The sequence below is a fragment of the Carnobacterium sp. CP1 genome (assembly GCF_001483965.1).
Taxonomy (GTDB): Bacteria; Bacillota; Bacilli; order Lactobacillales; family Carnobacteriaceae; genus Carnobacterium_A; species Carnobacterium_A antarcticum.
Genome location: NZ_CP010796.1, coordinates 2,203,828 through 2,220,861 on the forward strand (window position 1 = coordinate 2,203,828; position 17,034 = coordinate 2,220,861).

Here is a 17,034-nt window from a genome sequence, read left to right on the forward strand (position 1 = left end):
AAATAATGGAAACGATTATTGTAAAAGACAACATTGAAGGCGGAAAAAAAGCATTTGAATTGATTAAATCAGGGATGGCAGAAGGCGCAAAAGTTTTGGGCTTAGCAACAGGCAGCACACCCGTTCCAATGTACAAAGCGATGGTTGAGAGTGATTTAGACTTTTCAGATATGGTAGCTCTTAACTTAGATGAATATTTTGGATTGGCAGCTGACAATCCGCAAAGCTACCACTATTTTATGGAAGAACAATTATTTTCACACAAACCGTTTAAAGAAACGTACATTCCAAATGGATTGGGAGAAGAAAAAAGCGAATGTGCTCGCTACGATCAAGTGATCGTCGATCATCCAATTGATATTCAAATTTTAGGAATCGGGACAAATGCACATATCGGTTTTAATGAACCCGGCACATCATTTGATACGACTACTCGTAAAGTTGCTTTAACAGAATCAACCATTGAATCAAATAAACGTAATTTTGATACGGTTGAAGAAGTTCCGCGTTATGCTTATTCAATGGGTATCCAAAGCATTCTTTCAGCTAAGAAAATCATTCTGATGGCCTTTGGCGAAGAAAAAGCGGAAGCCATCAAAAAAACACTTGAAGGACCTGTTACAGAAGAGGTTCCAGCAAGCGTCTTGCAACAACATGGAAATGTTATTTTGATCGTAGACGAAGCAGCTGCAAAATTGATCCAACAGTAGGGGGATAAACATGGGTAAGGAAACACCGATTTATATTCAAATTCATAATCAAATGCGTAAGGATATTGAAAATGGCATTTGGAAAGTTGGCGACCGTATCCCTTCTGAAAGAGACTTGGCTGTTCAGTTTAAAGTCAGTCGGATGACCTTAAGACAAGCCGTCCAAACCTTAGTAGATGAAGGCATCTTAGAGAGAAAAGTTGGTTCTGGAACATATGTGTCCAGTAAAAAAGTTCAGGAAATTATGGTGGGAATTGCTAGTTTTACAGACATCATGCTGTCACAAGGACGAACACCGACAAGCAAAACGATTTCGTATCATGTCAAACCAGCTAGTGTGAGTGAAGCTGAAAATTTAAAATTGGCTGAAGAAACAATGGTTTTACGGATGGAACGAATTCGGTATGCCGATGATATTCCGATCTGTTTTGAAGTAGCTACGATTCCATTTAGTCTCGTTGAAAACCTGAGCAAGCAAGAAATCACTCGTTCACTTTATCGAGCATTAGAAGAAGAAAAAGGGTTACATGTGGGGCATGCGGAACAAACGATTTCAGCTATGCTGGCTTCTGAAAAAATTGCTGATTATTTAGCTATCAAACGCGGACAAGCTATTTTGCGGTTGAAACAAATCAGTTATTCCAAGACCGGTTTGCCTTTTGAATACGTTCGTACTCAATATGTTGGCGAACGATTTGAGTTCTTTCTTGAAAAAAATAGCTGAAAAATAGAATACAAAAAGAAAGGCTGACTGCAACAAACCCGTTGCAGTCAGCCTTTCTTTTTAATTTAAGTACAGCAGCGAATGAAGAAGCTGCTTAAGGAAGTTCTCCAGAACCGAAAGGCATACTAGAACTAGAATCATCTATTGTATCTTGTTGTTCCAAACCTAAGTGTTGTCGAAGTTCTTCTTTCAACGCAACCAATTTCACTTCATCCGGCAGCCAGACAAAAACATCTTGTCCATAAGAAGGAAAGTATTCGTAAGCTTCTTCACCCTCTAATTGGAGGGTTTCGATGTGCTGTGAAGCACTAGTATAATTCGTTGCAATGGCCCACAAATCGCGACCTTTGAAGCTTGTTTCAACATTTGGACCAACAGCGTTAAAGATTTTGCTGAAGTTGGTTAAGCTTTTAATGGAGATGGTTTCGTTAATAATTTCAGTCACGACCTCTCGTTGGCGTTCTTGACGTCCCCAGTCGCCAGCAGGATCATCATAACGCATACGAGCATATCCTAAAGCTTGATCGCCGTTTAAATGCTGGATGCCCTTGTCGATATGGATTTCGCCTTCTTTGTCTTCAATATCCTGCACATCAAATTCTAAAGGCGAGTCGACCGTGATGCCGCCAAGAGCATCGACCAAAACGACTAGGCCTTGCATATTGATTTGAGCATAATAATGAATAGGGATATTCAAGAAGTTTTCTATTGTTTCTACAGTCATTGGAATGCCGCCATAAGCATAACTAGCATTGATTTTGTCTATTCGGCCATCCGGCAAGGTCACACGTGTATCTCTCGGAATAGAAAGCAAGCGGACATCTTCCGTTTCAGGATTGATAGTCGCGATGATAATGGAGTCCGCTCGTCCGACATCTCCTGGTCGCTTGTCAACTCCCAGCAATAAAACGGAAAAGGGATCTTTGTTGGTTAAGACAATTTTTTCATCCGCATTCATTGATGTTTCAGGTAGATCAGATCCTTGAATGGAATCCAGAAAATGATTGGCAGAAAGTACTAGGTAAGTAGCATAAACGGATCCAGCCAAGATGATGATAGCGAGAGTAATTAAAAGCGTATGCATTCGTTTCTTTTTTCGTTTTTCTTTTATTCGATTTAAGCGCATCATTTTTCTCCTATATCTGTATGGTTTCTTATTAGTGTAGTGGATTACTTATCAGATTGCAATTGTATTATTCTTGTTGAGTTTGTATAATGAGGTTAAATAGGAATTAAAGGTAGGTTATTTTTGTATGTATGATATGTTTTTAGTTATCGTGACCTGTGTAGTGACGGCCATATTATCACTCGCACTGACACCTTTGATTCGTAAATTTGCGTTCAAGATCGGAGCAACAGATAAACCGGACACAAGGCGAATCAATCTTAAGGAGATTCCAACGTTAGGTGGGTTGGGTGTTTATCTCTCTTTCTTTTTCGCATTGTTTTTCTTGCTGCCCATTCCGATCCGACAAATCTTGCCGATTTTTTTAGGGGCAACAATTGTCATTATTACAGGCATCATTGATGATATAAAAGAACTCTCGCCAAAAATGAAAATGGTTGGCATAACGTTAGCCGCATTAGTGATTTACTTTGTTGCTGATATACAAATGGATAGTGTCAGTTTGCCGGTTATCGGTTCTATTTCATTAGGGTGGTTAAGCTTGCCGATTACAGTCATTTGGATTCTAGCAATTACGAATGCCGTTAATTTAATTGACGGATTAGATGGTTTAGCTACTGGAGTATCAATGATTGCACTGACGACCATGGGGGTGATCGGCTATTTCTTTTTGACCGTTGAAGACGCAGTCGTATCGATCATGATATTTGTTTTAGTGGGAGCCTTAGCAGGTTTTCTGCCTTACAATTTTTTCCCGGCTCGAATCTTTCTTGGTGACACAGGCGCCTTGTTTTTAGGCTTTATGATTGCAGTGATGTCTCTGCAAGGGCTGAAAAATGCTACCTTGATTACCTTGATCATCCCTGTTGTGATTCTGGGCATTCCGATCACCGATACGATTTACGCCATGTTAAGGCGCTATCTGAATAAAAAACCCATTTCAAGTGCAGATAAAATGCATTTGCATCATCAATTAATGGCACTGGGCTTAACACATCGGCAAACCGTTTTAGCGATTTATTGCTTAGCTGCTATTTTTTCAGTAATCGCTTTATTGTATCCCATCTCAACATTATGGGGATCTGTTTTTTTAACACTTGGTTTATTATTTGGGCTGGAACTATTTGTTGAGACAATCGGTTTAGTTGGGAAAGATAGTCAGCCGCTATTAGCGCGGTTGCGAAAATTTGCAAAGAATTTAAACAAAAAAGAATAAAAAAATAAAACCACCGAGTCCTCATGTATGTGAGAACTTGGTGGTTTTTTTATCGATTGATCAATAGTTATCGCCATAGTACGTTGCGATACCGTTGGTTTGAAACGTATAATCTTCTGTATCGCGTTCGTCAGCGACATCCAGTCCCAAAGACACACGCAACCGATGGCTGATAAAGTCTACACTATCTGAATAAAGTTCAACCATGCTGGCACCGTTTAAAGTGAAATCTGTCCAGTCAAAGACATAAGAATTGAACGTATAGCCGCTGTCTAAACCGGTTTGAGCAATGCCAAGCATATCATTAAAGCGCAAGTCAGTACGCATATTGTTGCCGACAGCATTAATAGCATCAGAGTATTTGGTGATTGAACCCACCGACAATGCTTTGTCAACAATAGCTTGAATCAGCAACTGCTGTCTTTCGCCGCGTTTGACATCATCATCAATTTTTCTAGTTCGTGCTAACGCTAATGCTTGCTCTCCGTTTAACGTTTGCAAGCCTTTTTCTAGATGGATTTGATCTAATGTACCAGCGGCGTTTTGTTCAGAGAAAGTGATCGGAACATCTACTTCGATCCCTCCTAGAGCGTCGATGATTTCAAGAAAGGCATCGAAGTTAAAGGTCACGTAATAATGGATCGGAACATCTAATAGATTTTCAACAGACTCAACAGTCGCTTGTTCTTCTCCTTGGCTATAAGCAGCATTGATTTTATCTTTATTCAACGCCACACCGTTGTACATAATGTCTGTATAAGAATCGCGAGGGATACTGACCATATTGACTTCATGTTTGTTGGGATCAATAGTCAAATAGATCAGTGAATCGGTTCGTGCACTGCCTAAATTACGGCTTTCAGTATCATCGATTCCCATCAATAAAATAGACGTAGTTTCTGTCAAAGGGTCTACTGCGATGGCGTTTTCGCGTTCAAGAGTATGGTAAGACGTGTCCACAGCTTGTTGTGCAGTGACATAAAGCTTTGTGAAGTAAACAGCCCCGGCCAGGATAAGAACCATTACCGGCAGCAATAAGCACAACACAAGAACCGTTTTTTTCTTTTTTTGTTTTGGCCGATGATTGCCTAAACGTGTAGTATAGTTTTGTTTTTTCAAAATCATTCTCCTCTATATAGAGTGTTCAATACAAAATAGTCTTAATCATTTTATCACAACCGCATCTGATGTGGAAGGTGTGTCCGATAAAATAGAAAAAACTTAATGATTTCCTGAAAAAGTGAGTTCACGGTAACTTTGCGGACCTTTTTTAAAAGCGACTTGACCATTTAGCCAATCGGTTAATTCAGCTTGAAAAGCAGCAATGTCTGGTTCATCGACAAAACAAACAAACGTGACTTCATCGGTATAGAGAATTTCCTTGATAGCGTACGTCGATTCTATTAAGTCGTTTTCTAATTTGCCAGAAGCAGAATAGTGAACGGTTGCGCTGATTTCGGTTTGCAATTTTCGTTCTACGACACCAATTTCTTTTAAAGCGGTGCTGACTGCTTTTCCATAAGCACGAATCAAACCGCCAGCACCTAATTTAGTGCCTCCAAAATACCGAGTAACAACAGCGACAACGTATTTCAGTTCTTGCTTTTTTAAGACTTCTAACATCGGTACACCAGCAGTTCCGCTAGGTTCGCCATCATCATAAGCCCGCTGGATTTCATTTTGGTCGCCAATTAAATACGCCACACAATTGTGGTTGGCTTTCCAATGCTCTTTTTTTAAGCTTTGTATGTAGTCTTGAGCTTCAGCTTCGGTGGCCACACGTTTTAAATGACAAATAAAACGAGATTTTTTGATTTCAATTTCGAATGACCCATCTTTTGCGATGGTATAGTAATTTTTCAGCAAACGAACCGCTCCTTTTTAGTTTGGTTTTTTTATTTTCTTTTTTTACTGAATCAGTGTTTTTCTTTTAGTTTACCTTGGGAAGCTTAAATGAACAAGGGACTCGTTCACAACTAATCAGTCGCCAAGCCTTAATAGAGAAGAAAAAGGGCATAAGAATCTGGTTATGAAAACTAGTTATTATGAACATTCTTTTAAGAATTGCATCCTCTGTATTTCTAGACATTGTTATATGGTATAATCTTCCTTTGTATCAGGCATCAAAAGAAAATCATGAGGTGGAAATGTGAAGATAGCAGTAGTTACCGATAGTACGGCTTATTTAACAAAAGAGCAGTATGAACAATATTCGATTTATAAATTGCCTCTTTCTGTCATAATGACTAACGAAGTTTATTTAGAAGAAGTAGACATTCGAAGTACAGATTTTTTTGAAAAAGTGAGAGGAATCGAAGCTTTACCAACCAGTTCTCAACCGACTACTGGACAAATTTTGTCATTATTTAATGAACTTGCGAAAGATTATGATGCGATTATCAGTGTGCATTTATCCAGTGGAATTAGCGGTACTTACCAAAACGTTGTCAGTGTTGCTGGTATGATGGGAAATATTGCTGTTTACCCTTATGATTCAGAACTCAGTTGTGCGGCACAAGGGTATTACGCGTTGGAAGCTGCACGTATGGCACAAGCAGGTGCAAGTGTCGAAGAGATTTTTCAAACATTTTCAGAAATGCGTCAAACATTAAAAGCTTATTTTTTAGTGGATGACTTAAATCATTTAGTACGAGGCGGTCGTCTTTCAAACGGTTCGGCAATCATCGGTTCATTACTAAAAATAAAACCGTTGCTGCATTTTGAAAACAAAAAAATAGTCGTATTTGAAAAAATCAGAACAACTAAGAAAGCTTTAAAACGAATTGAACATTTATTGGCAGAAGATATTGCCGAAGGGTACCCCATCGTTTCAACCGTTATTCATGGAAATGCTGAAGCTGAAGCATTAGTTTGGAAAGAACATCTAGAAGCAACTTATCCTACGGTTCGATTTGAATTAAGTTACTTTGGCCCGGTAATTGGCACGCATTTAGGCGAAGGTTCATTGGGAATGACTTGGGTAGAAGATCGCTCAAGGTCTCTGTGAAGACTTCTAAAAAAAGTGGATTGGATTAAACCAATCTGCTTTTTTTTGCGTACTTTTTAATAAAGAGGTGTTGTCAGTGTTGACATTGATCGGCAGAGAGCTGTTGTTTAGCGAGTTAAGGGAACCTTTAGAAGAGATAGCAGGAATCATTCAGATGGAAGGATTTTGTGAAAAAAACGGACAAATAAAATGCAATCGCTGCGGAGCGAGCGAGTCGTCTGACCGGCAATCAGCGCCATGTGCTTGTGGACCGGTATGCTATTACTGTAGACGTTGTTTGCAGATGGGGAAAGTCAAGCGGTGCAGTCTATTGTATTCTTTACCAGAAAGCAATCAGTTCCTGCCTTTACAGGAGCCCATATTGACATGGAAAGGAGACTTATCTCAGCAGCAGCAAGAAGCTTCCCAAGACATTATTCAATCGATTGAGTCTGGAGAAACTCGTTTGATCTGGGCGGTAGCAGGTGCGGGAAAGACCGAGATGATTTTCAAAGGAATCGAAGTGGCGTTAAGAAATAAAAAACGAGTCTGTATTGCTTCGCCACGTGTGGATGTTTGTTTGGAATTGGCTCCTAGATTAAAAAAGGCTTTTCAAGAAGTAGAGCAAGTCGTTTTGTATGGCGGAGCAGAAGATCCTTACCAGTACACTCAGCTGGTTATTGCCACAACTCATCAGCTGCTGCGATTCAGTCAAGCTTTTGATGTATTGATCATCGATGAGATCGATGCGTTCCCGTTTCCTGTTGACCAATCGCTGCAATTTGCGGCTCAAAAAGCTAAGAAAACGGATGGAACGCTCATCTATTTATCAGCTACTCCTAGCAAGAAAATGCAGCAAGCTATCCAACGGAAAACAGTAGCAGCTTCTATCTTGCCGGCTCGTTACCATGGGTTTCCTTTGCCTGAACCACAGTTAAAGTGGAGCGGGGACTGGAAAAAAGCCATTAGACAAGAAAAACGAAAAGGAGCCTTTTTTAAACAAGTAGAAGAGCTGCTGATCCGGAAAAGACGTTTTTTAGTTTTTCTGCCTAATATTGTTTTAATGCAGCAATTAGCTCTGCTCTTAGAAAAAGAATATCCTGCCAGACAATTTGCTACAGTATATGCCGAAGATCCGGAACGCAAAGAAAAAGTCCTGCAGATGCGGCAAGAAGCATATGATTTCCTTTTGACTACGACGATCTTAGAGCGGGGAGTGACTTTTCGAGATATCGATGTGCTGGTTTTGGGAGCAGAAGATCCGTCTTTTACTGAATCGGCTCTAGTACAAATTGCTGGCCGAGCAGGCAGACACCGCGAATTTCCAAGGGGATTAGTATTGTTTTACCATTATGGCCAAACGAGAGCCATCAAAGGAGCGGTCAAGCAAATCAAACGGATGAACCGCCTGGCTCGTGAAAGAGGGTTGGTGAAATCGTGATAAACTGTTTATGGTGTGGTAAAAAAGAGACGGAAAAATTGCGGTTAGGAGATTTGATTTTATTTAAAAAAATCGAATCGACGGTCTGTTGCCAAGAATGTCGTCAAAAACTAGTGAAATTAGCTGGACGTTCCGTTTGTCCTGGGTGTTGCCGAGAATGGCTTGAAGCTGGGTTATGCTCGGATTGCTTGAGGTGGCAGGCTGATTATCCTGATTATGTTTTTAAACAAATTGCACTTTACCAGTACAATGCTTTTTTAAAAGAATGGATCGAAGCCTTTAAATACAAAGGGGATCACCGTTTAGCGCAATTGTTCAAACAAGAAGTGCGAGAGTACTTCAATCAGCCGGTTCACAAAAATAAAATCTGCATACCGATTCCGATTAGCCAAACGAGTTTAGAATTACGCGGCTTTAACCAAGTAGAAGCCATTTTGCAAGCTGCGGAAATCGCGTACTTGCCTGTGCTGCATCATATCGGAACCGGAAAGAAACAATCGAGCAAAGACCGTAAAGGCCGTATGCTGTCGCCGCAGCCGTTTCAACTAGATGAACGATACCGAGAACAGTTAAAAGATAGAGACGTTATTTTAGTAGACGATGTGTATACGACTGGCCGAACGTTGTTTCATGCAGCTGAACTGCTGCGGACAACGGAGCTGAAAACGATCGAAACCTTTACGATTGCCAGATAAAAACACTCGCTTGTTGATTTTGTTTGTCAATTAAAGCGCTATCCTATATAATTGGTTTAAGCAAACCATCAGTTGAGTGGTCCAACTGATGTTGCTGATTCTGATACACAATCAGATGAAAGGGGAGAGTGTTTATGTTTAAATATAATATCCGTGGCGAAAATATTGAGGTGACTGCAGCAATTCGTAGTTATGTTGAAAAAAAAGTCAGTAAAATTGAACGTTATTTTACTGATGTGCCAGAATCGACAGCACATGTAAACCTAAAAACATATTCTGACAAAACTGCGAAAGTGGAGGTAACCATCCCACTTCCTTATTTAGTTTTACGTGCGGAAGAAACCTCACCTGATTTATATGGAAGTGTAGATCTTGTAGTTGATAAACTAGAAAGACAAATGCGCAAATACAAAACCAAAATCAATCGTAAATCACGAGAAAAAGGTTTTGCCATGCAAGTTCCTGTGGAAGAAGGATACGATGAAGACCTTGAGCATGATGTAGACATTGTCAGAACAAAACGCTTGTCATTGAAACCGATGGATAGCGAAGAAGCTGTTTTGCAAATGAATATGTTAGGTCATAACTTTTTTATCTTTGAAGATGCTGAAACAAATGGAACAAGCATAGTCTATAGTCGTAAAGACGGAAAATACGGTTTAATCGAAACAGATTAAAGATTGGAATCAATACGGTTAGAAAAGAAAGTTTGGAAAAAGCCTATCGGGCTTTTTCCAAGCTTCTTTTTTTTTGCTTCATTGGTTGCTTTATTGGCTTTGAGTATGCTGTTGACTGCTAGATTTCCCTACAAAAGGGTTTCAATTGGAGATAAGTAATGATAGAATTAAAAAGAATGTTGACGATTGTCAATAAAAAAATTAAAAAAATTAAAAACTTTGGCAAAAAATGACAATACTAGATTACGATCACAATTGATAATGAAGCAAAAAAATAAATCCCAATAGAATAAGCAACACATAGAGGAGAAAATTGAATGGCAAATTTTTTACGTAATTTAATTGAGAACGATAAAAAAGAAATCAAAAGTTTAGGAAAAGTCGCAGACCAAATCGAAGCTTTTGCTGATCGTATGGCTGCCTTGTCTGATGAAGAGCTGCAAGCGAAAACGCCAGAATTAAAACAACGTTATCAAGCAGGAGAAACACTAGATGCCTTGTTGCCTGAGGCTTTTGCTGTGGTTCGTGAGGCTGCTAAGCGGGTATTAGGCTTGTATCCTTACCGCGTACAATTAATGGGTGGCGTGACTCTTCACAGAGGAAACATTCCTGAGATGAAGACAGGTGAGGGTAAAACATTAACGGCTACAATGCCTGTTTATTTGAATGCCTTAACCGGCGAAGGCGTTCATGTTGTAACAGTCAATGAATATCTGGCCAGCCGTGATGCTGTTGAAATGGGAGAATTGTATCAATGGTTAGGATTAACGGTTGGTTTAAATTTGAATTCAAAATCAGCTGAAGAAAAGCGCGAAGCTTATTTATCAGATGTTATGTACAGCACGAACAATGAAATGGGATTCGATTATTTAAGAGACAATATGGTCGTTTACAGAGAACAAATGGTTCAACGCCCATTAAACTATGCGATCGTCGATGAAGTAGACTCCATTTTAATTGATGAAGCGAGAACACCTTTGATCATTTCAGGGCAAGCAGAAAAATCAACGACTCTTTATACCCGTGCGGATTTTTTCGTTAAAGGCCTAAAAGAAGAAGAAGACTACACGATCGATGTGCAATCGAAAACCGTTGTCTTGACAGAAGTAGGAATGGAAAAAGCCGAGAAAGCTTTCCGGGTCGAAAATTTATATGATGTGGAAAACCAAGGGTTGACGCATCACCTAGACCAAGCTTTACGCGCCAACTACATTATGATGTTCGACATTGATTATGTTGTTCAAGACGATAAAATCATGATTGTTGACCAATTTACTGGTCGAATCATGGAAGGCCGCCGTTACTCTGACGGACTTCACCAAGCGATCGAAGCGAAAGAAGGCGTCACGATTCAAAATGAATCAAAAACGATGGCGAATATCACTTTCCAGAACTTCTTTAGAATGTATAAAAAACTAGCCGGAATGACCGGAACAGCTAAGACGGAAGAAGAAGAGTTCCGTGAAATCTACAACATCAGTGTGGTAGCTATCCCGACGAATAAACCTTTAATTCGGGATGACCGTCCTGATTTGCTGTATCCGTCATTGATCAGCAAATTCGAAGCTGTTGTGGAGGAAATCAAAGAACGTCATGCTACCGGACAACCGATTTTGGTTGGTACAGTGGCAGTTGAAACGTCTGAATTATTGTCTGGCTTGTTGAAGCAAGCCCGTATTCCACATGAAGTGTTAAATGCTAAGAATCACTTTAAAGAAGCGGAAATCATTACTAATGCAGGGCAAAAAGGTTCAATCACTATTGCTACTAATATGGCAGGACGTGGAACAGATATCAAATTAGGAGCCGGTGTTCGAGAAGTAGGCGGCCTTTGTGTTATTGGTACCGAACGTCACGAATCCCGACGGATCGATAACCAATTGCGTGGACGTGCTGGTCGACAAGGCGATCCAGGTGTGACACAATTTTACCTTTCATTGGAAGACGATTTAATGAGACGTTTTGGTTCTGAACGCATTCAAGCGGTATTAGAACGTTTAAAAGTTCAAGATGAAGATGCTGTTATTCAAAGCAAAATGATTTCGCGTCAAGTGGAATCTGCACAAAAACGAGTTGAAGGAAACAACTACGACACACGTAAAAATGTTTTGCAATACGATGACGTGATGCGTGAACAACGGGAAATTATGTACAATCAAAGATTAGAAGTCATTATGGCACAAGATTCATTGAAACATGTAACGGTACCGATGATTCAACGCTCAATCGAACGAATGGTACAATTGCATACGCAAGGACCGAAAGAAGAATGGAATCTACAAAATATTTTAGATTTTGCTCATTCTGCTGTAGTGCACCCGGATGACTTAACATTAGCTGATTTAGAAAATAAAACGCCTGAAGAAATCCAAACGAATTTATTGGAAGCAGCTAAAAAGATTTATGCGGAGAAAGAACAGCAATTGAACGGTACAGAGCAAGTGTTAGAATTTGAAAAAGTGGTTATTTTGCGAGTAGTCGACAGCAAATGGACAGATCACATTGATACAATGGATCAATTGCGTCAAGGAATTGGTTTGGTAGCTTATGGACAAGCTAATCCACTAGTTGAATACCAAACAGAAGGATTCAGACTTTTCGAAGAAATGATTGCAGCGATTGATTATGATGTAACTCGTTTGTTGATGAAGTCGCAAATTCGTCAAAACTTGCAACGTGAACAAGTGGCTAAAGGAACAACAGCGCGTTCTGCCGGTGACGGTGAAGTTGTGAAAGAAGCAAAGAAAAAACCAATTAAAATTGACGGTTCAAAAATAGGCCGCAATGACCCTTGTCCGTGCGGCAGCGGGAAAAAGTATAAAAACTGTCATGGTAAAGTTTAAATAGCCAGATTAAAAAGAGGAAAACACGATTTGTGAATCAAATCGTGTTTTTCTCACTAATCAATTAGAGGAGCGGATACAATGGAAATAAGCGACGTTAGAAATAAACTAGAAACTGCAGCAGGAAAGATTGCCGGTTTCAGGAGGTCTCTTTGACTTAGAGGCGATGGAACAAACGATTGCGGCTTACGATGATCAAATGACGGAACCGACATTTTGGGACGATGCTCAAAAAGCACAAGATTTGATCAATGAAGCCAATATAGTGAAAGAAAAGTACACGAGCTTCAAACAATTGGAAGAAAAGCAAGAAGAGCTAGAAGTATTACTGGAAATGGTTAAGGAAGAAACGGATTTAGAATTAGAGAAAGAATTAAATGATGAATTAACAACATTTCTTGCAGTGCTGGATCAATATGAGCTGGATATGCTGCTAAGCGGCCCCTATGATAAAAATAATGCGATCATGGAGCTGCATCCTGGAGCAGGCGGAACAGAATCACAAGACTGGGGCAGCATGTTGCTGCGGATGTACACGCGCTGGGCTGAGAAAAAAGGGTTCAAAGTGGAAACATTGGATTATCAAGATGGAGATGAAGCAGGTATTAAAAGTGTAACGTTGCTGATTAAAGGCCATAACGCTTATGGCTATTTAAAAGCCGAAAAAGGCGTTCACCGTTTAGTGCGGATATCTCCGTTTGATTCAGCTGGTCGTAGACATACATCATTTGTTTCCATAGATGTGATTCCTGAACTGGCAGGCAATGTCGACATTGATATCAATCCTGAAGATTTAAAAGTGGACACTTATCGGGCTAGCGGAGCCGGCGGACAGCACATCAATAAAACTGATTCAGCTGTTCGGATCACTCATATTCCAAGCGGGGTCGTAGTGGCTAGTCAAGCTCAACGCTCACAGTTGAAAAATAGAGATCAAGCCATGAATATGCTGAAAGCAAAGCTGCATCAAATCGAAGTGGAAGAAAAAGAACGAGAAATGGCTGAAATCCGCGGAGAACAAAAAGAAATCGGCTGGGGCTCTCAAATACGTTCTTATGTTTTCCACCCTTATACAATGGTGAAAGATCATCGGACCAATTATGAAACTGGGAATGTTACAAATGTTATGGATGGAGATATCGACCCATTTATTAATGCTTATTTAAGAAGTAGAATGACTCAAAAAGATTAAAAAGTAATTAGATTAGGAGAAGAACTGTCAAATGTAATGATTTGACAGTTCTTCTGTTTTTAAACCACAATAAATTGTTGGTTTCTGTTCCCAAAATAACGAGTCATAATTAAAAGATAAGGTGAATGAGGACTTGAAAATGAGGTTTTTATTCTAATAAAGTGGGGGATAGAAAAAATAACGTCAAAAAACCTTTGAATAATACAGTTCGTTACAGGAATACGTCACAATGAAATGTATTTGTAAACAAACTACAACAGACATTGTTTTTTATAATGCTATAATGGGTAAGGATTGAGAGCGAAGAGGAAAAAAACTCTCTAGATACTGATCCCACTTAAGAAAACAATAGAAATTCAAAAAAAGTTAGGTGATATGATGATTGAAATGCTAAATGTCTACAAGAAATATCCTAATGGCATTACAGCAATTAACGGTTTAACTGTTCGTATTGAACAAGGCGAATTCGTTTATGTAGTTGGCCCAAGTGGAGCAGGTAAATCGACGTTTATTAAAATGATGTATAGAGAAGAAAAAGCAACCAAAGGAACGATTAAAGTTGGGGATTTCGATTTAGTAACAATGAAAGATAAAGATATCCCTTATTTAAGACGTCATGTTGGAGTAGTATTCCAAGACTTTAAATTATTACCGAGATTAACCGTTTATGAAAACATTGCTTATGCAATGGAAGTGGTTGAAAAAAACCCTAAGATCATTAAAAAACGTGTCTTGGAAGTTCTGGAATTAGTAGGATTAAAACACAAAGTAAGAATGTTTCCGAATGAACTATCCGGTGGAGAACAACAACGGATCGCCATTGCTAGAGCTATTGCGAACATGCCGCGAGTATTGATTGCGGATGAGCCGACAGGGAACCTTGACCCAGATACTTCATGGGAAATCATGAATATCTTGGAAGAAATCAACAATCAAGGAACGACCGTCATCATGGCCACGCATAATAGCCAAATCGTAAATGTCGTTAAACACCGTGTACTTGCGGTTGAGAATGGACGCATTGTCCGAGATCAATTGGAAGGAGACTACGGATATGAAGTTTAGAACGATTAAAAGACATTTGATTGAAAGTCTGAAAAGTCTAAAACGAAATGGTTGGATGTCGATTGCTGCCATCAGTGCAGTAGCGGTAACCTTACTTTTAGTTGGATCATTTATTGCAATGCTGATGAATGTGAATAAACTAGCGACCGATATCGAAAATGACGTAAGCGTCAGAGTGTATATCGATTTAGCAGCCGACGAAGGGCAACAGGAACAATTAGAAAAAGACCTGGCTGCTATTGATCATGTTGATACAGTGGAGTTTTCCAGTCGTGAAGATGAACTGAAACAAGTTGTTGGAAGCTATGGAAATGAATTCAATTTGTTCCAAGGGGATGACAATCCGCTTTATGACGTTTATATCGTAAACACGGACACGCCAGAGCACACATCAACCGTTGCTAAGCAATCTGAAGCTTTGGATTATGTAGCCAAAGTAAATTACGGCGGAGCAACCGCAGATAACTTATTTAAAACAATGAAAACTGTTCGGAATGTTGGAGCGGTCATTATCATCGCGCTTGTGTTGACAGCGGTGTTCTTGATATCCAATACTATTCGAATCACTATTATGTCTCGTAGAACAGAAATCGAAATCATGAAGTTAGTTGGAGCAACAAACTGGTTTATCAGATGGCCATTCCTAATTGAAGGCGCAATGATCGGTCTAATCGGTTCACTGATTCCAACAGCACTGCTTAGCTTTATTTATGTCGCAGCTTATGATTTAGGAACACAGTACCTAACAGGTACGTATTTCGCGTTATTAACGCCTGTTCCCTTTTTATACCAAATCGGTGGTTTGATGATCGCGATTGGCGTTTTGATTGGATCAATAGGATCGTCTATTTCAATTAGAAGATTCTTAAAAGTTTAACAACTAAAAATAATAAAAAAAAATGAACAAAAAAAAGCATTTAGGGAAAGCGGAGGAAAGAAAACGTGAATAAGAAACTTATAACTCTTGTTTTATTAGCATCTATGGGAGTAACAACCTATTTAGCACCATTAACAGCAGAAGCAGCGATTGATGACAACATCAAACAAACGACTGAAAAAATCAACAAGCTTGAAGATGAAAAAAAATCTGTCGCTAACGAATTAGCTGCTATTACAGATAGCATGGCTAAAAATGAATCAAAAGCTGCTTCATTGATGACTGAAATGACAGAAACACAAGAAACATTGAAAGAACTAAACAGCCAAATCGATACATTAAATGAAGGCATTGCAGCTCGTGAAGCAAAACTAGCTGAACAAGCGCGTACAGTTCAAGTAAATGGAGATACACAAAATTATGTTGATTTTATTTTGGAATCTGAATCTTTTGCAGATGTTTTAGGTCGTGCAGATGTTGTTTCGAAATTGGTTTCAGCTAATCAAGAGTTAGTAAAAGCTCAAGCTGCTGACAAAGAATTAGTCGCAGCGAAACAAACAGAAACTGAAAAAACATTGGAAAACCAAACACTTGTAGCTGCTAAGTTAGAAGCTGCAAAAACAGATCTAGAGCAACAAGGTTTAGAAAAAGAAGCAGTGGTAGCTTCACTTGCAGCTGAAAAAGCTGATGCAGAAACTGAAAAAGAACAGTTTTTAGCAACGAAAACCGCAGCTGAAAAAGCCGCACAAGAGTTGCAAGCAGCTAAAACAGCTACTGTAGCTGTAGCGACTTCTGACGAAACAGAAACTGAAGCTGTAGCAACAAATACAGTAGCGACAGCTGCTGAAAAAACAGCAACACCAATTGCGACTGAAACAAAAACAACTGAAACAAAAGCTAAAGCTGTTGAAAGCAAACCAGCAGCTACAACAACACCTGTTGCAGGCGGATCTTGGGGTGCAGTCCAAAGCGCAGCCTTTGGCGTGCAAGGAACTCCTTACCTATACGGTGGAACAACTACTGCAGGATTTGACTGTTCTGGTTTTACTCAGTACGCTTTTAATGCAGCTGGAATCAGCCTTCCACGGACAGCAAGTGCACAATATGCCGCTTCTACAAAGATTTCTCAATCTGAAGCTAAAGCTGGAGACTTAGTATTCTTTAACCAAACAGGTAGTATTGACCATGTTGGTATTTACTTAGGAAACGGTAGTTTCATTGGAGCTCAATCTTCTTCAGGCGTAGCCGTAGCACAAATTAACCAATATTACTGGGCTCAATATGTAGTTGGATATGGACGAGTAAACTAATTTTAAAAGATTTCTGATACGCAAAAATGAACCTTCGTACCCTAAATGCGATGCAAAAAGTCTGGGAAAAAACCACTATAAGTGATTTTATCTCAGGCTTTTTGTTTTTAAGAGAGTAAAAGAAATTCATCTTTTAAAAGTTTTTTTAATTTAAGTTTTACATTTCAGCTAA

General features: G+C 39.4%; 15 protein-coding genes. 12 read left to right on the plus strand and 3 right to left on the minus strand.

Features of this window, described 5'->3' with window-relative positions:
• Positions 1 to 5: 5 nt before the first annotated feature.
• On the plus strand, positions 6 to 710 hold the full coding sequence (locus tag NY10_RS10415) for a glucosamine-6-phosphate deaminase (protein WP_058919886.1): 705 nt from the start codon (positions 6 to 8) through the stop codon (positions 708 to 710).
• A gap of 10 nt (positions 711 to 720) precedes the next feature.
• On the plus strand, positions 721 to 1,434 hold the full coding sequence (locus NY10_RS10420) for a GntR family transcriptional regulator (protein ID WP_058919887.1): 714 nt from the start codon (positions 721 to 723) through the stop codon (positions 1,432 to 1,434).
• A gap of 94 nt (positions 1,435 to 1,528) precedes the next feature.
• Here NY10_RS10420 and NY10_RS10425 read toward each other — a convergent pair whose 3' ends face one another.
• Positions 1,529 to 2,563 carry an LCP family protein gene (locus NY10_RS10425; protein WP_082664236.1) on the minus strand — a complete coding sequence of 345 codons (1,035 nt, stop codon included), beginning with the start codon at positions 2,561 to 2,563 and terminating at the stop codon, positions 1,529 to 1,531.
• Positions 2,564 to 2,696: 133 nt separating this feature from the next.
• Between NY10_RS10425 and NY10_RS10430 the strand changes: the two genes are divergently transcribed.
• Entirely contained in the window at positions 2,697 to 3,776 is a 1,080-nt protein-coding gene (locus tag NY10_RS10430) for a glycosyltransferase family 4 protein (RefSeq protein ID WP_335338713.1), read from the plus strand.
• Positions 3,777 to 3,836: 60 nt separating this feature from the next.
• Here NY10_RS10430 and NY10_RS10435 read toward each other — a convergent pair whose 3' ends face one another.
• Both NY10_RS10435 and NY10_RS10440 read right to left on the minus strand, forming a co-directional pair.
• Entirely contained in the window at positions 3,837 to 4,895 is a 1,059-nt protein-coding gene (locus NY10_RS10435; protein WP_058919890.1) for an LCP family protein, read from the minus strand.
• A 102-nt stretch (positions 4,896 to 4,997) separates the two neighbouring features.
• On the minus strand, positions 4,998 to 5,642 hold the full coding sequence (locus NY10_RS10440; RefSeq protein WP_058919891.1) for a YigZ family protein: 645 nt from the start codon (positions 5,640 to 5,642) through the stop codon (positions 4,998 to 5,000).
• A 283-nt stretch (positions 5,643 to 5,925) separates the two neighbouring features.
• Between NY10_RS10440 and NY10_RS10445 the strand changes: the two genes are divergently transcribed.
• The 9 genes from NY10_RS10445 (at position 5,926) to NY10_RS10485 (ending at position 16,862) form a co-directional block, all read left to right on the plus strand.
• A complete protein-coding gene (locus NY10_RS10445) occupies positions 5,926 to 6,783 on the plus strand; it encodes a DegV family protein (protein WP_058919892.1) in 858 nt (285 codons plus the stop codon).
• 76 nt (positions 6,784 to 6,859) lie between these two features.
• Positions 6,860 to 8,203, plus strand: a complete 1,344-nt coding sequence (locus tag NY10_RS10450) for an ATP-dependent helicase ComFA (RefSeq protein ID WP_058919893.1) — start codon at positions 6,860 to 6,862, stop codon at positions 8,201 to 8,203.
• Positions 8,200 to 8,898: a ComF family protein gene (locus NY10_RS10455; protein ID WP_231726737.1), complete on the plus strand. Its 699-nt coding sequence runs from the start codon at positions 8,200 to 8,202 to the stop codon at positions 8,896 to 8,898. The genes NY10_RS10450 and NY10_RS10455 overlap by 4 nt, the downstream gene beginning before the upstream one ends.
• A gap of 134 nt (positions 8,899 to 9,032) precedes the next feature.
• Entirely contained in the window at positions 9,033 to 9,575 is a 543-nt protein-coding gene (gene hpf, locus NY10_RS10460) for a ribosome hibernation-promoting factor, HPF/YfiA family (protein ID WP_058919894.1), read from the plus strand.
• Positions 9,576 to 9,892: 317 nt separating this feature from the next.
• Positions 9,893 to 12,418, plus strand: a complete 2,526-nt coding sequence (gene secA / locus NY10_RS10465) for a preprotein translocase subunit SecA (protein ID WP_058919895.1) — start codon at positions 9,893 to 9,895, stop codon at positions 12,416 to 12,418.
• 81 nt (positions 12,419 to 12,499) lie between these two features.
• A protein-coding gene (gene prfB / locus NY10_RS10470) for a peptide chain release factor 2 (protein WP_376821391.1) occupies positions 12,500 to 13,610 on the plus strand; the annotation gives its coding sequence in 2 pieces (ribosomal slippage) (positions 12,500 to 12,571 and positions 12,573 to 13,610; 1,110 coding nt in all).
• A gap of 378 nt (positions 13,611 to 13,988) precedes the next feature.
• On the plus strand, positions 13,989 to 14,675 hold the full coding sequence (gene ftsE, locus NY10_RS10475) for a cell division ATP-binding protein FtsE (protein WP_058919896.1): 687 nt from the start codon (positions 13,989 to 13,991) through the stop codon (positions 14,673 to 14,675).
• Positions 14,665 to 15,552, plus strand: a complete 888-nt coding sequence (gene ftsX, locus NY10_RS10480) for a permease-like cell division protein FtsX (protein ID WP_058919897.1) — start codon at positions 14,665 to 14,667, stop codon at positions 15,550 to 15,552. The genes ftsE and ftsX overlap by 11 nt, the downstream gene beginning before the upstream one ends.
• A 65-nt stretch (positions 15,553 to 15,617) precedes the next feature.
• The gene (locus NY10_RS10485) at positions 15,618 to 16,862 is read left to right on the plus strand and encodes a C40 family peptidase (protein ID WP_058919898.1); all 1,245 of its coding nucleotides are present in this window, start codon (positions 15,618 to 15,620) and stop codon (positions 16,860 to 16,862) included.
• Positions 16,863 to 17,034: the final 172 nt, after the last annotated feature.